We start from the raw sequence: 16,251 nt of genomic DNA on the forward strand, positions 1-16,251 counted from the left end.
TCCAGCTCCGTAACCCTTCACAACATATGGGTTTCTGGCGGGCGAAGCCAGCTTTGGCCTTTCCCAACGAGCCATCCCTTCAGTCTTCTACAGGGCTGGCCAGCATGTTCATGACCAGCCGGACCATGGTCGCCTTGTTGGCCGGGTCGGACTCGGCGATCAACAGCGTCAGGGCGGCGAGGCCCACGTCGTTGACCACTACCTCGCCGTGAGCATCGAGCAGGCGATCATTACGGTAGAGGAAGTCCACGAACAGATAGGCCGCACTGCGCTTGTTGCCGTCGGCGAAGGGGTGGTTCTTGACCACGAAGTAAAGGAGGTGCGCCGCCTTGGCCTCCACAGAGGGGTAGGCCGGCTCGCCGAAGACCGTCTGGTCGAGGTTGCCGAGCAGCGCCTCGAGGCCGTCGCCGCGCTCCCGGGCGAACAGGTCGGTGGCCTCACCCTTAGCGATCAGCTCGGCCTTGAGCGTGGTGACCGCCGAGCGGGCTTCCTCAATCGTCGGCAGTCGGCCGCCAGCCTGAGCATGGGGCTCGGTCAGTAGGCCCTCGTCATAGCGTTGCAGCAGCAGGAAGGTCTGGGCATAGCGGGTGACGATATCGACGAGGCCACGGCCGCTTGCCGCATCCAGCGCCGGGCTGCCGGCCGTCTTGCGCACCAGCGCCATGGCGGCCTCCAGCTCGCGGGCGTTCTCCTCGAAGCGCTGGCGGTTCAGCGTCCAGCCCTGTGTCAGGTGCTCGCGCAGGGTGCGCGTCGCCCATATCCGGAAGCGGGTCGCCCGTGTGGAGCTGACCCGGTATCCGACCGAGATCACCGCATCCAGGCTGTAGTGTTTGCGCTTGCGTTTAACCTCTCGCTGCCCCTCCTGCCGAACTTGTAAGAAATCCTTACAGGTTGCCTCCTCCACCAGTTCGCCATCCGCGTAAACGTTCTTCAGGTGCATGGTGATGTTCTGAGGCTTGACGTCGAACAGTTCGGCCATCTGTGCCTGCGTGAGCCAGACCGTCTCATGCTCGGCATCCAGCCGCACCTCGACCGCCTGGTCGGCCCCCTGGTAGATGACGATGGGGGCCTGGCTCTCGGTACTCATGCCGTCGCCTCCTCCACCGACGCTTCGGCCACATTGGCCGTCAGCTCGCCGGAGAAGGCCTTCTGCAGCAGGGACTGCTTGAGCTCGGCCAGGGCGGTGAGTTTTTGCTGGTAGATGACCTCAAGTCGTTGGGTTTCAGAAGAAAACTCTTCGAAAATTTCAACCAGGCTTTGCTGTTCGTCAATAGAGAGTGCCGGCATGGGGTAAGATTTAAGCTTCGTAGCATTGATATTGGCTTGATTTACGCTACTGCTCATTACTGAACGCCCATAGTTCATTGCAAGCGAGCTATTCAAGAAGTAACAGAGAAAATCAGGGTCTAACAACGCCTTATTCCTGTGAATTCGAATCAAGTAGCCGGCAAATATTGCCTCTTTTTCTCCTTTATAAATTGCAGTCTTTCCGACCAACTCTGGACTATTTGTCCGATTGAAAAGCACATCATTGCAATCAAGTTTATACTTTTCAATCTCGCTAGGGTTACTAGAGTATTTGAGGTCAGACCAGGAAAATCTTCCCCTTGCGATATTTCCCATGCGTAGCACGGGAACCAATCCATCGCCTGCAGATTTCGAGGAAGATCCGTACTCCATCCTCTCAGATAGTTCGCCCAATGTAGTCCACTCACGACTATTATCTTTCAAAGAAGAAACCACGAACTCATCGAACAACTCGCGGGCGTTAGCGAGGTTTTTTTCGGTATTAGCAACGACCGTATCGATCCCGGTGAAGGCTTCATTGAGGATGGCGACGATGCGTTCTTGTTCGGGGAGAGGCGGAATTGGGATCGGAATCTCACGCAGCCTTCCCTGATTTAGTTTTGGTACCGTTAATCCGGAAATGAAAGGAGCTAAATCCGTCGTGTTAAGATAATAAATAACCCATGAATCAAGCATCACATTTCGATTGGGACGGATCACGTGAGCGTGATTATTCACCCAGCACTTTCCTTCTACGGCATAGGCCGTATTATCGCCTGCGCCCCACTTTGCGCCATCTTCTCCAATAAGCACTAATAGCTCATCGAAGATATATCCATCTACATAATCCAGAACTCCTGTAGCACCGTAGTACGGGTAAGGGCCCGCGACTCTGTTTCTCTTGGTGATTGGCTTACGCCTGCTATCCAGAATTTCGCAGACTTCACCCAGGCTTTTCCTTGTCCACTCCTCATTCATAACATCCCCCGAATCCCTTCCAGGATCTCCTCGGCCTCGCGGTCTAGCGTCTCGATCTCGTTGATGATCACCTCGGGGTCGCGCAGCGGGGCTTCTTCTGCCTTGTTGGGGTTCTTCACCGACAGATCGAAGGTCTCGCGGTCCAGATCATCGACGCTGACCTTCCAGGAGTTGTCGGAGTCGGCGAAGCTGGCCTGCAGGTCGACGAACTCGGCGAGATCATCGTCGTTGAGCGGATTGGTCTTGCCCAGGCTGGGCCGGGGTCGAGCTGGTAGTACCAGATATCGCGGGTCGGGGCGCCCTTCTCGAAGAACAGCACCACCGTCTTCACGCCGGCGCCGAGGAAGGTGCCGCCGGGGCAGTCGAGCACGGTGTGCAGGTTGCAGCTCTCCAAGAGCTCCTGGCGCAGCGCCTTCGAGGCGTTGTCGGCATTCGAGAGGAAGGTGTTCTTGATCACCACCGCGGCGCGGCCGCCGGCCTTCAAGCGCTTGATGAAGTGCTGCAGGAAGAGGAAGGCCGTCTCGCCGGTCTTGATCGGGAAGTTCTGCTGGACCTCCTTGCGCTCCTTGCCGCCGAAGGGCGGGTTGGCGAGGATCACGTCGAAACGGTCCTTCTCCTGCAGGTCGGCGAGGTTCTCGGTCAGGGTGTTGGTGTGCACCAGGTTGGGCGCCTCGATGCCATGCAGGATCATGTTCATGATGCCGATTACATAGGGCAGGCTCTTCTTCTCCTTGCCGGAGAAGGTGCGGTTCTGCAGGGTGTCGAGCTGCTCGGTGGTGAGCCTTCGCGGCTCGTCGCTGCCGAAGCCGTAGCGCAGGTATTCGTGGGCCTCGCAGAGAAAGCCCGCCGACCCGGCCGCGCCGTCGTAGAGGCGCTCGCCGATCCTGGGATCGATCACCCGGATCATGGCGCGGATCAGCGGGCGCGGGGTGTAGTACTCGCCGCCGTTGCGCCCGGCGTTGCCCATGTTCTTGATCTTGGCTTCATAGAGGTGCGAGAGCTCGTGCTTCTCGGCCTGGGAGCGGAACTGAAGGCTGTCCACCAGCTCCAGGGCATCGCGCAGGCTGTAGCCACTCTGGAACTTGTTGCGCACCTCGCCGAAGATCTCGCCGATCTTGTACTCGATGGTATCGGGGCCGCTGGCGCGCTCGCGAAAGCCCTGCAGGTAGGGGAAGAGCTCGCGATTGACGAAGTCGAGCAGGTCATCGCCGGTCAGGGCTCTGTCATGGTCCAGGGTGCCATCGCGCTTGCGGGGCGCCGCCCAGGTCGACCATTGATAGGCTGTGTCGATGATGAAGTCGAAGGGCTTGCCGGAAAGAGTGGCGTTGACGGCCCGGCGCTGCTCGAGGTCGTCCAGGTACTTGAGGAACAGCAACCAGGAGGTCTGTTCGGTGTAGTCCAGCTCGGTGGCGCAGCCGGCTTCTTTCCACAGCACATCGTCGATGTTCTTGAAGGTCTGCTCGAACATGGGGTTCGCAGGTCCTTATCAAAGGGTGTCATGCAGACGGCCGCCGGACGTAGTGTCGGCAGCCGCAGGAGAATCTTGGCGGCAATGCTACGCTGCAGCGTCTCAGGGCGCCAATCGCCGAGGGCGGCTCATCCGTGCCCCGCTAGGCACCTTATTTTATTTTCCATCCGAACTTAAAATAAGCGGCGGTGGAGTTTTAGTTTCGACGGCTCACGTCGGTAGGCGTCACGGTCCATGCGATTTCCCAATCACGCCGCCACACCAAAGAGCGCCCCTACCCCGGCGGTTAACCCCATCGCCAAGGCGCCCCAAAAGGCGACGCGCACCACCGAAGTAACGATCGGGGCACCACCCGCCCGAGCAGCCAACAGACCCAATAGCGCCAGGAAAACCAGCGAGCTGCCGGACAGCCCCCACATGAGCGTGGCAGCCGGCAGTAACGCGACCATCAATAGCGGCATTGCCGCACCCACCGCAAAGGTGGCCGCCGACGCGAAAGCGGCTTGCACTGGCTTGGCGGCCAAGGTGTCCGATATGCCGAGCTCATCTCGCGCATGGGCGCCAAGCGAGTCGTGTTCCATCAGTTGCGTTGCGACCTGGCCGGCCAGTTGCTCATCGAGACCACGTTCGACATAGATGGCTTTCAGTTCCGCGTGCTCTTGCCTGGGGTTGTCGGCGAGCTCTTGTTTCTCCCGCGCCAGGTCCGCGCTTTCGGTATCGGATTGAGAGCTGACCGACACGTACTCGCCGGCCGCCATCGACATGGCACCGGCGACAAGGCCGGCCACACCCGCCACCAGAATCGTCTGCGTCGTCGCCCCCGATGCCGCCACGCCCAACACCAGGCTCGCCGTGGAGACAATGCCGTCATTCGCGCCGAGCACAGCCGCGCGAAGCCAACCAATGCGGTGCGTTCTATGTCGTTCGGTGTGCTGCATGCAGCCTTCCTCGTGGAGTGTCGTTTTCCAGCTAAACATATCAGGCAGCGCTAGGTGCCGTATAGCAATTGTGACACAGCCGAAGACTATCCATTGCTGGCCATGGCGTCTCGATTGTCGGCACAAAAAAAACGGCCGCCAGAAACATCTGACGGCCGCTTTCCGACGAGGTTAACGACTTAGCGAATCACGAAGACCGAGCAATCGGCATGTCGCACCACCCGTTCGGCTGTGGAACCAATGAAGTAGTCGGTGAGCCCAGGACGGCTGGCCATCATCAGAATGGCGTCGGCACTGATCTCCGAGGCGTACTCGAGAATCTGATCATGAGCGCTGCCTTCTCGGGTAACGACATTCATGGCGACGTTCTCCAGCTGCAGCGACTCGGACAGGCTCTGCAGCTGGGCCTCGGCCTCCCGTTGATGCTCAGCGTATTGGTCTTCCCCCAACTGAGTCATCAGCGCTTCCTTGTGGACCGTGATCGGGTCCACATAAAGCAAGGTGATGCTGCCCGCACCATCGATCAACAAACGGGCGGACTCCTTTAGCCTAGCGAGCTGCTCTTGATGAACGAGATCGACGGGAATCAAGATGTGATTGAACATAGTGTCACCTCAACCCATGACTTTATTAGGTAGCCATAGCACGATTTCCGGGAAGACCATGCACAGGATCAGTACCACTAAGTTCACGGCCACAAAGGGCGTGACTGACCGGTAGATCTCTCCCATCCCGACATCAGGTGGCGCAATGCCTTTCAGGTAGAACAAGGCGAACCCATAGGGCGGCGTCTGCACAGCGATCAATATATTGAGAATCATCAGTACACCGAACCAGATGGGGTCATAGCCCATGGATACGGCGATGGGCGTAAACAGCGGCGCACACATCAGCACGATGATGAACTCGTCAATAATGAAGCCCAGCAGCAGCATGATCACCTGAAACAGGATAATGATCATGATAGGCGGCAGGTCCAGGCTTGCAGCGAGATCGGCCACCATGCTCTGCACCCCCATCAGCAGATGGAAATTGCTGAACACCGAGGCGCCGAAGATGATCCACATGGCCACGCTGACCAGGGTGGCGGTCTGGAGACCGGCAGACTGAAACATGGCCGGCCGGAAGCGCTTGTAGAGAATCGCCAGCAGAATGGCACCGAAGACGCCGATAGCCCCCGACTCGGTCGGCGTGGCAATGCCGGAGATGATGCTGCCCAGCACGACGAAGATCAGCAACAGCGCGGAAAGGCCATCGCGAAGAATGACGAATGTCTGCCGAGGTGTGCGATCCGGTGCGTCGTCATGCTCATCGTCCTTGGGCGCGCGGGACGGGTTAAGCCAGCAGCTGACAACCACATAGGTAATCAGAAGCACGATCGTCAACAAGGCCGGCATCATGGCGCCCAGGAACATGCGCCCGACCGAGTTCTGAGTCGCCGCGGCAAACATGATCATGGGGATGCTGGGGGGAATCAGGATACCCAGACCGCCACCCGCCATGATGACGCCCAGCGCCAGGCGCCGGTTATACCCGCGGTCCAGCATGGGGCGCAGCGCAATGCTGCCGGAGGTCATGATGCCGGCACCGATGATGCCGACCATGGCACCGATCATCGAGCACACCCCGATAACGCTGATGGCCAGGGAACCGCGTACCTTGCCGATCAACAGCTGGCTGGCGTTGAACATGGCATCGCCGATCCCAGACTTGGTCAGCAGCTGCCCCATGTAGATATAGAGCGGGATGGCCAGGAGGATAAAGCTGAAGAAGGTCGATTCCAGGGTGGTGGGAATCACGTTGAAGATGCCCTCGCCCCAGGTCATGTAACCAATGGCCATGGCGATACCGCCCAGCGCAAGGCCCACGGCGGCCCCCAGCGCGAAGAAGATCAGGATGCACAGCAACAGCACCCCAGTCAGCAGTTCAATGTCCATGATGGACCCCCTCTTTTTGTTTTAGCAGCGGGGTACCCGTCGCCAGGTAAAAAATGTCGTTCAGCGCGTCTCGCACAAATTGCGCAATGAATAGCGCACAGGCGATGACCATCATTACCCAGAAGTGATACATGGGCGGTGCCCACTCGCTCTGGCGGCGATAGTCGAACTCGATGGCCTCGAAAAACTTACCCATGCTCACTTTGATGATGATGGCCAGGAAGAAGATGGCCAGGGCGTAACCAAGGAGGTTGAAGACGCTCTTGGCCTTGGGCGAGACCTTCAGATAGAGGATGTCGACATTGATGTGTGCTCGTTTCTGCTGGGCATAAGCACCGCCCAGCGCCGTGATGTAGCCAAACAGAAACAGTGACAGGTCGTAGGCCCAGATCGTGGGACTACCGAGCACATAACGGGCGAACACTTCGAAGACGACGATACCGGCCAGTACCGGCATTAGGTAGGAAGCTGCTTTGCCGGTCAGCATGACGATAAGATCAATACCGTGGCAGAGCCCCCTCAGCAGGGTGAGGAACATAAGGGATCTCCTGAAATCATGTAAAAGGCGGAAAGCACCATGTGCTTTCCGCCTTCTCTTGACTTACTCACCGCTGAGAATCAGCAAGCCAAGATATATGCCAATCTCGATGAGGTGCTGCAGTGCCTCTCGATTGGCTACAAGACCGATACTGACAATTGAAAACATGGGAGCGTCTTAACGTTCTGCCCGTTTTCAAGAGCGATGATACGGCGGGCGATGTGCCTGCCATATCATCAATAACCGGTCTCATTCAGGATTTCGATCAACCGCTCGCTGTACTTGTCCTGCTGAGCGTACTCTTCACGCAGCGTCGCAGCGGCTTCGGCCCAAGCCTCCTTGTCAGCTTCGCTCGGCTCCGGGCTCCACTTCAGCCCATTGGCTTCCATTTCTGCCACCGCCTCGCTTTCCCACTGCTTGGACATGGTCAACTGCTCTTCAGCATGGATCTCGGTGGCCTTGCGCACGGCGTCCTTGAGATCATCGGGCAGCTTGTTCCACGCACTGCGGTTGACGACGATCGGCAGCACCTGAGCGCCGGCCAGCGGCAAGGGGTACATGTATTTGGCGACTTCAACATGGTTACCGTCGCGGTGGTCGATCATGTTGCTACCGATAGAACCGTCGATGACGCCAGTGGCCAGGCTGGTGTAAATCTCGCTCCAGGCCAGCGAAACCGGCGAGGCCCCCAGGTTACGCAGGAACTTGCCGTAAGCGCCGGGGGCGCGGATCTTGAGACCCTCGAAATCTTCCACCGACTCGATCGGTTCCTTGGTCAGGATGTAGACCGGCGGCTGGATGTACGGCTCGAGCCATACCAGTCCCTGGGAGCCATACGCCTCTTCCAGGACGTCTCCCCATCCCTTTTCGTGAAAAAGGCTGTAGAGCTCATCGGTATCGGCGGTGCCACCAGGCAGGCCGATCTCGACGACACCCGCCGGCAGCTCACCCGCGTGCATCGACTGGAACGGAGCGCCCATGGTGATCAGGCCAGATTTGACGGCACCCAGCAGCCCGCTGGTTCCAACCCCTTCGCCTGAATAGAGGACCTGGACCTTGATGCGGCCATCAGAGAGCTCCTCGATGTTCTTGCCCAGATTTTCGTACAGCTCGCCAAAGGCGGTGCCTCGGCTATAAAGGTTGCTGAAACGCCAGTTGTAATCCGCTGCCGCCACGTCAGTGGCCACGACGCTGAGTGCCAGTCCCAACCCCAGCGCCGATGTGGAAAGGTTTTTCTTCAGACTGCTGAATTTATTCAACATATTATTATCCTTCTAAGAACAAATGGAGTAGGGCCCAAGCCGATGATAGTAGGATAAGCAAGCAATAGATCGCAAATCCTTCGTTCAACGCTCAGCGTTCAAAATTAAGAACACTCCAATTGTGCGACCACCTCATCAGTATGCAGCCCCATGATAGACTTTGGTCCGCCCCTTTCTCAGGAGTCAGATCATGACCGCCACCGCCCTGCTCGAGACGCTGGTGGGCTTTGCCACCGTCTCACGCGATTCCAACCTTGAGCTGATTCGCTTCATCGAATCCTATCTCGACGAGTACGGCGTGCCCTACCAGCGGATTGAAAACGACGATGGCAGCAAGGCCAACCTGCTGGCACGCATCGGCCCGGCGGTCGAGGGCGGGGTGGTGCTATCCGGGCACACCGATGTGGTACCGGTCGATGGTCAGCCCTGGACGAGTGATCCGTTCACGCTGCGCGACGGCGACGATGGTCGCCTCTATGGCCGCGGCACCTGTGACATGAAGGGCTTTATTGCCTGCGCGTTGGCCCAGGTGCCGCACTGGGTCGAGCAGACCCTCGAACGGCCGATCTATCTCGCGTTGTCTTACGATGAAGAAATCGGCTGCCTGGGCGCGCCGCGGCTGATCGAACGGCTGATGGCCGACGAGCCTCGCCCGGCGGCAGTGATCGTCGGTGAGCCGACGCTGATGGCGCCGGTAGTGGCCCACAAGGGCATCACCAATCTGCGCACCACTGTCACCGGCCAGGCGGCCCACTCGAGCCAGGTGTATCAGGGCGTCTCGGCGATCCACGTCGCCGCGCGGCTGGTCACCCGCATCGAGGACATCATGGAGGAGCTCAAGGCCGAGGGGCGCATCGATGAGGCCTTCAACGTGGCGCATTCGAGCCTGCATGTGGGCCGTATCCAGGGCGGCACGGCGATCAACATCAAGGCCCGCGACTGTCACTTCGACTGGGAGATTCGCCATCTGCCAAGTGACAGCTTCGAGGCGCTCTATGCGCGCTTCGATGCCTACGCCCGGGAACTCGAGGCTGAGATGCAGGTTCGCTCGCCGGGTACCGGCATCGTCACCGAGCACATTACTCAGACCGTGCCGGCGCTTGCCGATCGCGACAATGCCGAGGCGGTGGCGCTGTGCAAGACACTGCTGGGTGACAAGCCTAATGAAGCGGTCGCCTACACCACCGAGGCCGGCCAGTTCCAGGGGGTGGGACTGCCCACGGTGATCTGCGGGCCGGGCAGCATCGGCCAGGCCCACCAGCCCGATGAGTATGTCGAACGTGATCAGCTCGCGGCCTGCGACCAGTTCATGCAGGCGCTGGGCACGGCAATGCACCAGGACTGAGCTTCCATTGGACGAGCCTTCTGTATGAGCGAGACCACTGTATGAAAAGTCACACGCCACGACTGCTGCTGATCAAGACCGGGGACAGCTTCCCCGACGTTGTCGCCAAGCATGGCGACTTCGAGGCGCTGTTCCAGGCCCGCCTGCCCGACCATGAGCTGACCGTTTGGGATGCGAGAGAGGATGCGCAAAGAGATACGCTGCCGCCTGAGCATGCAGAGTTCGATGGGGTGCTAATTACCGGATCACACGCCATGGTCAGCGACGGCGAGCCCTGGAGCGAGGCGCTGAAGCCCTGGCTGCACGAGGCCTGCGAACGCGACCTGCCAATACTTGGGGTCTGCTACGGGCATCAGTTGCTGGCCGAGGCGCTGGGCGGTAAAAGCGGCTATCACCCGGACGGCCGAGAGGTCGGCACCTTCGAGGTCGCACTCACCGAGGCCGGTCAGGCGGATGCCCTGCTCGGCGCCCTGCCCAACAGGTTCCCGGCTCACCTGACGCATGCCCAATCGGTGCTCACGCCACCAGCAGGTGCGGTGGTGCTGGCGTGCAATGCCCACGATCCCTATCAGGCGCTGCGCCTGGGGCCGCGCCAGTGGAGCGTGCAGTTCCACCCGGAATTCACCTCACCGGTGATGCGTGACTACCTCGAGCACCAGCGCGAGGGGCTGGGTGAAGCCGGCCAGAACGTCGAGGCCCTGTGCGAGGGCATCCACGCGACACCCGAGGCCAACGACCTGCTCGAGCACTTCATCGCCCTGCTAGAGAAATCTCCAGCGGATAGTCGCTAGTTTTTAGTCAGCTTGCTCATATGTTCAACATATGACAACTTGAGCCTACATTTTGCCGGACAGAGCCTACGTGAAGGAAAAGCAGCAAAAGCCCAACCAACGCCCTAGCGTCGCCGAATTTCTGGCCGAGGAGATTTTCTCCGGCCGCTATCAGCCCGGCGACTACGTGCCCAAGGAAGTCGACCTCTGCGAACAGTTCGCCATCAACCGCTCGGCGGTGCGCAGCGACCTAAGGCAACTCGTGGATGTCGGCATCATCGAGCGCATTTCTGGGCATGGCTCCAGGGTTCGCGAGTATTCCGAGTGGAATATTCTCGACCCCACCGTCACCGGATGGATGACGCGCTATGCCGCGCCAAACCCCAAGATCCAGCGCGAGATCCTGTCATTTCGACTGGATGTCGAGCCCTATGTCGCCATGATGGCCGCCCAACGCGCCACGGCGCGCGACCTGGTCGCGATTGAGGAAGCTTTTGAAGGCATGGGCCAGAACATGCACAGCGATGCTGGCCCGGAAACGAAGCGCCTGCACAGCGATTACGATGTGGCCTTTCATGTCGCGATCTACAAGGCCACCCACAATATTGTATGGGCGCAGCTTTCCCATATCCTGCGCCCATCCATCTATCTGCTGATCAAGATGTCCAACGTCAGCGCCACAGACCCCGAGGCGAGCCTGGAGCGCCATCGTAAGATGATGGAGGCCATTCGTACCCGCCGCCCTCACGAGGCCTTCCGCGCCGCTCAATCCGTGCTTGCCGGCACCGCCGATGCGCTCGGCCTCAAGCCCGGCGAATCGGTATTGGGAAGCAGCATGAACCTGACGCCGGACACCTGAACGATAGACACGGCTCAACCGCCTGACGGGCGGCGGCTGTAACATCAGGGTGTCATCGGCATCGCTAAGGCCGCCACTCGATAAACAACCGCTATCCGATAAACAGCCGCTATTCGATAAACGCTTCAACCGCGCGCCGGTGACCCAGCATCATGGCGTCGGCCACATGGCGCAGCGGTGCAATATCGATATCGCTTTCGCCGGTCTTCAGCAGTTCACGAAAATGCGCGTAGACGCCCTGGTACTCGTGTTCGGGCTCGTCGATTACCACCTCGCCATCGATGATCAGGCGCGAACCGCCGCTTTCAAGCTTGAGAACCCCGGCATCGGTGTCGATGCGCATGTCCCAGCGCGGCGGGTCCTGATGACGGAAGTCGAAGTCGGCGTCTACAGCAACGCCGGCCGCGGTGCGAAAGCCGAGCTTGGCGGCAATCGGCGTCTGGCAGTTTTCAGGCACCTCGAGATCTGCGTGCTTGAGAAAGAACGGCACCGACATCAACTGTGTGGCGATGGATAGCGCATTGATGCCAGGATCGAAGACGCCCATACCGCCCGCCTGCCAGATCCAATCCTGGCCTGGGTGCCAGACTCGCACATCCTCATGCCAGTCGATCGTCACCCCGGTCACAGTTCTTGAGGTGAGCCAATCCTGGGCGTGGCTGATGCCTGGTGCAAAACGCGAGTGCCAGGCGGCAAACAGCACGGCGTCATGCTCCTTGGCCAGCGCCTTGAGATCCTCCGTCTCGGCAAGCGTCGCTCCCGGCGGCTTCTCCAGCATCACCGCCTTGCCACGCTCCAGGGCCAGCCGCGCCAGTTCGTGGCGCAGGTGGGTCGGTGTGCAGATCGCGATGGCATCGAGAGCCGGCTCGGCGTCGAGCATGGTGGCAAGGTCTTTGTAGCTCGCGATGCCTTCCAGCTCGGAGAAGGGATCAGCCACAGCGACAAGCTCTATCCCCGGAGTGGACTGGATAGCCGCCAGATGCTGATCGCGCACGATCTTGCCGACCCCGACCAGACCCAGGCGAAATTCGGACATGACACCCTCCTGCAAGCAATGAAAACCGGCCCGCAGTGTAGCGCCACGACACCCTCTACCGCCACGACACCCTGAGCCACCTTGCGACCTCATCACCTAATGGCCCCGGCAGGCTCTCCGGTAAACGGCCGCCCCGGGGTGAGGCGGCCGTTTGCTGCTATGGCGTCAGTGGTTGTCCCGCGGGGGGCTGCGACGGGCGACGTCCTGATACTCAGTCGCACCTCGTAGAATCATGCCACGGTCCAGCGGCTCGACCATCGAGCGCTGAATTTCCTGCCAGGGCGTCTGATGCGCCGGATAGGGGTAACCACCGGCGGACTCGAGTCGCTCGCGGCGCAAAGCCAGTTCGTCTTCATCGACCAGCAGACGCACCTCGCAGCGGCCGAGATCCACTCGCAGCCGATCGCCGCTCTCGAGCAGCGCCAGCGGCCCGCCGGTGGCGGCTTCCGGCGAGGCGTTGAGGATCGACGGCGAGCCGGAAGTGCCCGATTGGCGACCGTCGCCCAGGCAGGGCAGCGAGTCGATGCCGGCGCGGATCAGCGCCTCCGGCGGTTGCATATTGACCACCTCGGCGCCGCCCGGATGGCCAACGGGCCCGGCGCCGCGCATCACCAGGATGGTGCGCTCATCGATACCGAGCGCAGGATCGTCGATGCGCGCGTGATAGTCCTCGGAGCCGTCGAACACCGCCACCTTGCCTTCGAAGGCATTGGGGTCCTCGGGATCGCTGAGGAAGCGCTGGCGGAAGTCCGTCGCGATCACGCTGGTCTTCATCAGCGCCGAGTCGAACAGGTTGCCCTTGAGGTTGAGGAAGCCCGCGTGCTCGACCAGCGGGTTAGCGTAGCGGCGGATCACTTCCTCGTCGACAGTCTCACGACCGGCCAGGTTATCGGCCAGGGTGCGGCCGTTGGCGGTCGGCACCTCGCCATGGAGCCGCCCGGCCTCGAGCAGCTCGTGCATCACCGCCGGCACGCCGCCGGCGCGGTGGAACTCCTCGCCGAGATAGGCGCCGGCCGGCATCACGTTGGCCAGCAGCGGCACCTCGTGGCCGAGCCGCTGCCAGTCGTCGTTGTCGAATTCGACGCCAGCGTGGCGGGCGATGGCGTTGATATGGACCGGGGCATTGGACGAGCCGCCCAGCGCCGAGCAGGTGACCACGGCGTTCTCGAACGCCTCGCGGGTCATGATGTCGCTCGGCCGCAGGTCGTCCCAGACCATGTCGACGATGCGCTCGCCGGTCTTATAGGCCACCGCCCCGCGCTCCTTGTAAGGACCTGGGATCATCGCCGACCCCGGCAGGCTCATGCCCAGCGCCTCGGCTAGCGAATTCATGGTCGAGGCCGTGCCCATGGTGTTGCAATGGCCCACCGAGGGCGCGGAATCGGCGATCCGCGACAGGAACTCGGGGTAGTCGATATCGCCGGCGGCCAGGCGCTTGCGCATCTCCCACACCACGGTGCCGGAGCCGACACGCTCGGCGCCGCGCCAGCCGTTGAGCATCGGCCCGCCGGACAGCACGATGGCCGGAATGTTGACCGTGGCGGCGGCCATCAGACTGGCCGGAGTGGTCTTGTCACAGCCGGTGGTCAGCACCACGCCGTCCAGCGGATAGCCGTGCAGCACCTCGACCAGGCCCAGGTAGGCCAGGTTGCGATCCAGTGCCGCAGTGGGGCGGCGCACGTTCTCGTGGATCGGATGCAGCGGGAACTCGAAGGGCACCCCGCCCGCGGCGCGGATGCCGTCCTTGACCCGCTTCACCAGCTCGATGTGGTGGCGATTGCAGGGCGTGAGGTCCGAGCCCGACTGGCAGATGCCGATGATCGGCTTACCCGAGGTCAGTTCTTCGAGCGTGATGCCGTAATTGAGATAGCGTTCGATGCACAGCGCCGTGGTACCGGGATGATCGGGGTTATCGAACCACCAGCGCGAGCGCAGCTGATCCGAGGTCAGACGGGGCGAGGACATGGTCAAACTCCTAGTCCCTGCGACGCCTGTCTCGGGCGTCGCAGGCATGGGATCGGATGGCGGCAAGACGGGAGGGGAACGCGGCGATTGGCCGGTGTCCGTATTCAGTGCGAGTGCCGGGGCACCTCGGCGCCGCGACAGCCAACCAGGAAGTCGAAATCGCAGCCTTCGTCGGCTTGCAGTACATGCTCGATATAGAGCTGGCGGTAACCGCCGCTGCTGGCAATGCGTGTCGACGCCGCGCGGGGATCGCTTTCGGCCAGCCGTGAGGCGAGTTCGTCTTCGCTGATGTCCAGATGCAGGCGGCCGTCATAGGCATCGAGTTCGATCCAGTCGCCGTTTTGCACGGCGGCAAGCGGCCCACCGGCGGCGGCTTCCGGCGCCACATGCAGCACCACGGTGCCATAGGCGGTGCCGCTCATGCGGGCATCGGAGATGCGCACCATGTCGGTTACCCCCTGCTCCAGCAGCTTCGACGGCAGCCCCATGTTCCCCACCTCGGCCATGCCGTGATAACCGCGTGGACCGCAATGCTTCATCACCAGCACGCTGTCTGCCGACACCTCGAGATCCGGGTCGTTGATGCGTGCCTTGTAGTCGTCGAAATCCTCGAAGACCACGGCCTGGCCGCGGTGGCGCATCAATTCCGGGCTCGCCGCCGAGGGCTTGAGCACCGCCCCTCCCGGGGCGAGGTTGCCGCGCAGCACGCACATGCCGCCGTCGTCTACCAACGGGTTGTCCAACGGGCGAATCACCTGATCATTGTAAAGCGGGGCATCTTTGACGTTGTCCCACAGCGTCTGGCCGTTGACGGTCAGGGCACCCTTGTGGGGCAGCCGGTCGGCCTCGCCGAGGCGGCGCAGCACCGCCGGCAGGCCGCCCGCATAGTAGAACTCTTCCATCAGGAAGCGCCCGGACGGCTGCAGATCGACGATCGTGGGCGTCCCGCGGCCAATGCGGTTCCAGTCATCCAAGGCCAGATCGACGCCCATACGTCCGGCGATCGCCTTCAGGTGGATGACCGCATTGGTGGAGCCACCGATGGCGGCATTGGTGCGAATGGCGTTCTCGAAGGCGCCCTTGGTGAGAACCTTGGAGAGTTTGAGATCCTCGTGGACCATCTCGACGATGCGATTGCCCGACAGGTGGGCCAGTACATAGCGACGCGAATCGACCGCAGGAATGGCCGCGTTGTGCGGCAGCGAGGCGCCCAGCGATTCGGCCATGCAGGCCATGGTCGAGGCCGTTCCCATGGTGTTGCAGGTACCCGCAGAGCGCGACATGCCAGCCTCGGCGGCCATGAAGTCGTGAATCGAGATCTTGCCGGCCTTGACCTCCTCCGAGAGTTTCCAGACCACAGTGCCCGAGCCAATGTCCTTGCCTTCATGCTTGCCGTTGAGCATCGGCCCGCCGGTGACCACCAGCGTCGGCAGGTCACAGCTCGCCGCCCCCATCAGCAGTGCCGGGGTGGTCTTGTCACAGCCCACCAGCAGCACCACCGCATCCATCGGATTGCCGCGGATTGCCTCTTCGACATCCATGCTGGCGAGGTTGCGGGTGAACATCGCAGTGGGACGCAGGTTGGATTCGCCGTTGGAGAACACCGGGAACTCTACCGGGTAACCACCGGCCTCGAGAATGCCCTGCTTGACGTGTTCGGCAAGCTTGCGGAAGTGCGCGTTGCAGGGCGTGAGCTCCGACCAGGTATTGCAGATACCGATGATCGGCTTGCCTTCGAACTCATGATCGGGAATGCCCTGATTCTTCATCCAGCTGCGGTACATGAAACCGTTCTTGTCGGCGGTACCAAACCAGGCAGCACTGCGCAGCGGGCGTTTATTCTGAGACATGGAGGTCACTCCTTATCG

At 61.0% G+C, this 16,251-nt stretch carries 15 protein-coding genes; 3 read left to right on the forward strand and 12 right to left on the reverse strand.

Annotated features, from left to right (window positions below):
- Positions 1 to 79: 79 nt before the first annotated feature.
- From rhuM to Q2K57_RS03435, 9 genes are all read right to left on the reverse strand, one after another.
- On the reverse strand, positions 80 to 1,087 hold the full coding sequence (gene rhuM / locus Q2K57_RS03395) for a RhuM family protein (protein WP_112054100.1): 1,008 nt from the start codon (positions 1,085 to 1,087) through the stop codon (positions 80 to 82).
- On the reverse strand, positions 1,084 to 2,265 hold the full coding sequence (locus Q2K57_RS03400; RefSeq protein WP_112054099.1) for a restriction endonuclease subunit S: 1,182 nt from the start codon (positions 2,263 to 2,265) through the stop codon (positions 1,084 to 1,086). Before Q2K57_RS03400 ends, rhuM begins: the two co-directional genes overlap by 4 nt.
- Positions 2,262 to 2,384 (reverse strand): hypothetical protein, encoded by a 123-nt coding sequence (locus Q2K57_RS03405; RefSeq protein WP_304526130.1) that lies wholly within the window; start codon positions 2,382 to 2,384, stop codon positions 2,262 to 2,264. Before Q2K57_RS03405 ends, Q2K57_RS03400 begins: the two co-directional genes overlap by 4 nt.
- Positions 2,381 to 3,733 (reverse strand): N-6 DNA methylase, encoded by a 1,353-nt coding sequence (locus Q2K57_RS03410; protein WP_304526131.1) that lies wholly within the window; start codon positions 3,731 to 3,733, stop codon positions 2,381 to 2,383. The genes Q2K57_RS03405 and Q2K57_RS03410 overlap by 4 nt, the downstream gene beginning before the upstream one ends.
- Before the next feature lie 248 nt (positions 3,734 to 3,981).
- Complete coding sequence (locus tag Q2K57_RS03415) at positions 3,982 to 4,671, reverse strand: VIT family protein (RefSeq protein WP_112054097.1); 690 nt, start codon at positions 4,669 to 4,671, stop codon at positions 3,982 to 3,984.
- Between the two features lie 179 nt (positions 4,672 to 4,850).
- Positions 4,851 to 5,276, reverse strand: a complete 426-nt coding sequence (locus tag Q2K57_RS03420) for a universal stress protein (protein ID WP_112054096.1) — start codon at positions 5,274 to 5,276, stop codon at positions 4,851 to 4,853.
- A 9-nt stretch (positions 5,277 to 5,285) separates the two neighbouring features.
- Entirely contained in the window at positions 5,286 to 6,608 is a 1,323-nt protein-coding gene (locus Q2K57_RS03425; protein ID WP_112054095.1) for a TRAP transporter large permease subunit, read from the reverse strand.
- Positions 6,598 to 7,146 carry a TRAP transporter small permease subunit gene (locus tag Q2K57_RS03430; RefSeq protein ID WP_112054094.1) on the reverse strand — a complete coding sequence of 183 codons (549 nt, stop codon included), beginning with the start codon at positions 7,144 to 7,146 and terminating at the stop codon, positions 6,598 to 6,600. The genes Q2K57_RS03425 and Q2K57_RS03430 overlap by 11 nt, the downstream gene beginning before the upstream one ends.
- 236 nt (positions 7,147 to 7,382) lie before the next feature.
- Positions 7,383 to 8,408, reverse strand: a complete 1,026-nt coding sequence (locus tag Q2K57_RS03435; protein WP_112054093.1) for a TRAP transporter substrate-binding protein — start codon at positions 8,406 to 8,408, stop codon at positions 7,383 to 7,385.
- 190 nt (positions 8,409 to 8,598) lie between these two features.
- On the opposite strand from Q2K57_RS03435, the gene argE reads away from it, so the two are divergent.
- The 3 genes from argE to Q2K57_RS03450 all read left to right on the forward strand — a co-directional run bounded on the left by argE (position 8,599) and on the right by Q2K57_RS03450 (position 11,382).
- Positions 8,599 to 9,753, forward strand: a complete 1,155-nt coding sequence (gene argE / locus Q2K57_RS03440) for an acetylornithine deacetylase (RefSeq protein WP_112054092.1) — start codon at positions 8,599 to 8,601, stop codon at positions 9,751 to 9,753.
- Between the two features lie 41 nt (positions 9,754 to 9,794).
- Complete coding sequence (locus tag Q2K57_RS03445; protein ID WP_112054091.1) at positions 9,795 to 10,544, forward strand: glutamine amidotransferase; 750 nt, start codon at positions 9,795 to 9,797, stop codon at positions 10,542 to 10,544.
- A gap of 70 nt (positions 10,545 to 10,614) precedes the next feature.
- A complete protein-coding gene (locus tag Q2K57_RS03450; protein WP_112054090.1) occupies positions 10,615 to 11,382 on the forward strand; it encodes a FadR/GntR family transcriptional regulator in 768 nt (255 codons plus the stop codon).
- Between the two features lie 109 nt (positions 11,383 to 11,491).
- Here the strand turns inward: Q2K57_RS03450 and Q2K57_RS03455 are convergent, their stop codons facing one another.
- The 3 genes from Q2K57_RS03455 to Q2K57_RS03465 form a co-directional block, all read right to left on the reverse strand.
- Positions 11,492 to 12,418 carry a Gfo/Idh/MocA family protein gene (locus Q2K57_RS03455; protein WP_112054089.1) on the reverse strand — a complete coding sequence of 309 codons (927 nt, stop codon included), beginning with the start codon at positions 12,416 to 12,418 and terminating at the stop codon, positions 11,492 to 11,494.
- 165 nt (positions 12,419 to 12,583) lie between these two features.
- Entirely contained in the window at positions 12,584 to 14,383 is a 1,800-nt protein-coding gene (locus tag Q2K57_RS03460; RefSeq protein ID WP_112054088.1) for an IlvD/Edd family dehydratase, read from the reverse strand.
- Positions 14,384 to 14,487: 104 nt separating this feature from the next.
- Positions 14,488 to 16,233: an IlvD/Edd family dehydratase gene (locus Q2K57_RS03465; RefSeq protein ID WP_112054087.1), complete on the reverse strand. Its 1,746-nt coding sequence runs from the start codon at positions 16,231 to 16,233 to the stop codon at positions 14,488 to 14,490.
- Positions 16,234 to 16,251 lie beyond the last annotated feature (18 nt).

It is taken from the genome of Halomonas sp. I5-271120 (assembly GCF_030553075.1).
Taxonomy (GTDB): domain Bacteria; phylum Pseudomonadota; class Gammaproteobacteria; order Pseudomonadales; family Halomonadaceae; genus Onishia; species Onishia taeanensis_A.

Bases quoted from the DNA above. Each gene is read 5' to 3' on its own strand.
- argE (WP_112054092.1), top strand. From the start codon at position 8,599: ATGACCGCCACCGCCCTGCTCGAGACGCTGGTGGGCTTTGCCACCGTC.
- Q2K57_RS03460 (WP_112054088.1), bottom strand. From the start codon at position 14,383: ATGTCCTCGCCCCGTCTGACCTCGGATCAGCTGCGCTCGCGCTGGTGG.
- Q2K57_RS03415 (WP_112054097.1), bottom strand. From the start codon at position 4,671: ATGCAGCACACCGAACGACATAGAACGCACCGCATTGGTTGGCTTCGC.
- Q2K57_RS03430 (WP_112054094.1), bottom strand. From the start codon at position 7,146: ATGTTCCTCACCCTGCTGAGGGGGCTCTGCCACGGTATTGATCTTATC.
- rhuM (WP_112054100.1), bottom strand. From the start codon at position 1,087: ATGAGTACCGAGAGCCAGGCCCCCATCGTCATCTACCAGGGGGCCGAC.
- Q2K57_RS03425 (WP_112054095.1), bottom strand. From the start codon at position 6,608: ATGGACATTGAACTGCTGACTGGGGTGCTGTTGCTGTGCATCCTGATC.
- Q2K57_RS03420 (WP_112054096.1), bottom strand. From the start codon at position 5,276: ATGTTCAATCACATCTTGATTCCCGTCGATCTCGTTCATCAAGAGCAG.
- Q2K57_RS03435 (WP_112054093.1), bottom strand. From the start codon at position 8,408: ATGTTGAATAAATTCAGCAGTCTGAAGAAAAACCTTTCCACATCGGCG.
- Q2K57_RS03410 (WP_304526131.1), bottom strand. From the start codon at position 3,733: ATGTTCGAGCAGACCTTCAAGAACATCGACGATGTGCTGTGGAAAGAA.
- Q2K57_RS03400 (WP_112054099.1), bottom strand. From the start codon at position 2,265: ATGAATGAGGAGTGGACAAGGAAAAGCCTGGGTGAAGTCTGCGAAATT.
- Q2K57_RS03465 (WP_112054087.1), bottom strand. From the start codon at position 16,233: ATGTCTCAGAATAAACGCCCGCTGCGCAGTGCTGCCTGGTTTGGTACC.
- Q2K57_RS03445 (WP_112054091.1), top strand. From the start codon at position 9,795: ATGAAAAGTCACACGCCACGACTGCTGCTGATCAAGACCGGGGACAGC.
- Q2K57_RS03455 (WP_112054089.1), bottom strand. From the start codon at position 12,418: ATGTCCGAATTTCGCCTGGGTCTGGTCGGGGTCGGCAAGATCGTGCGC.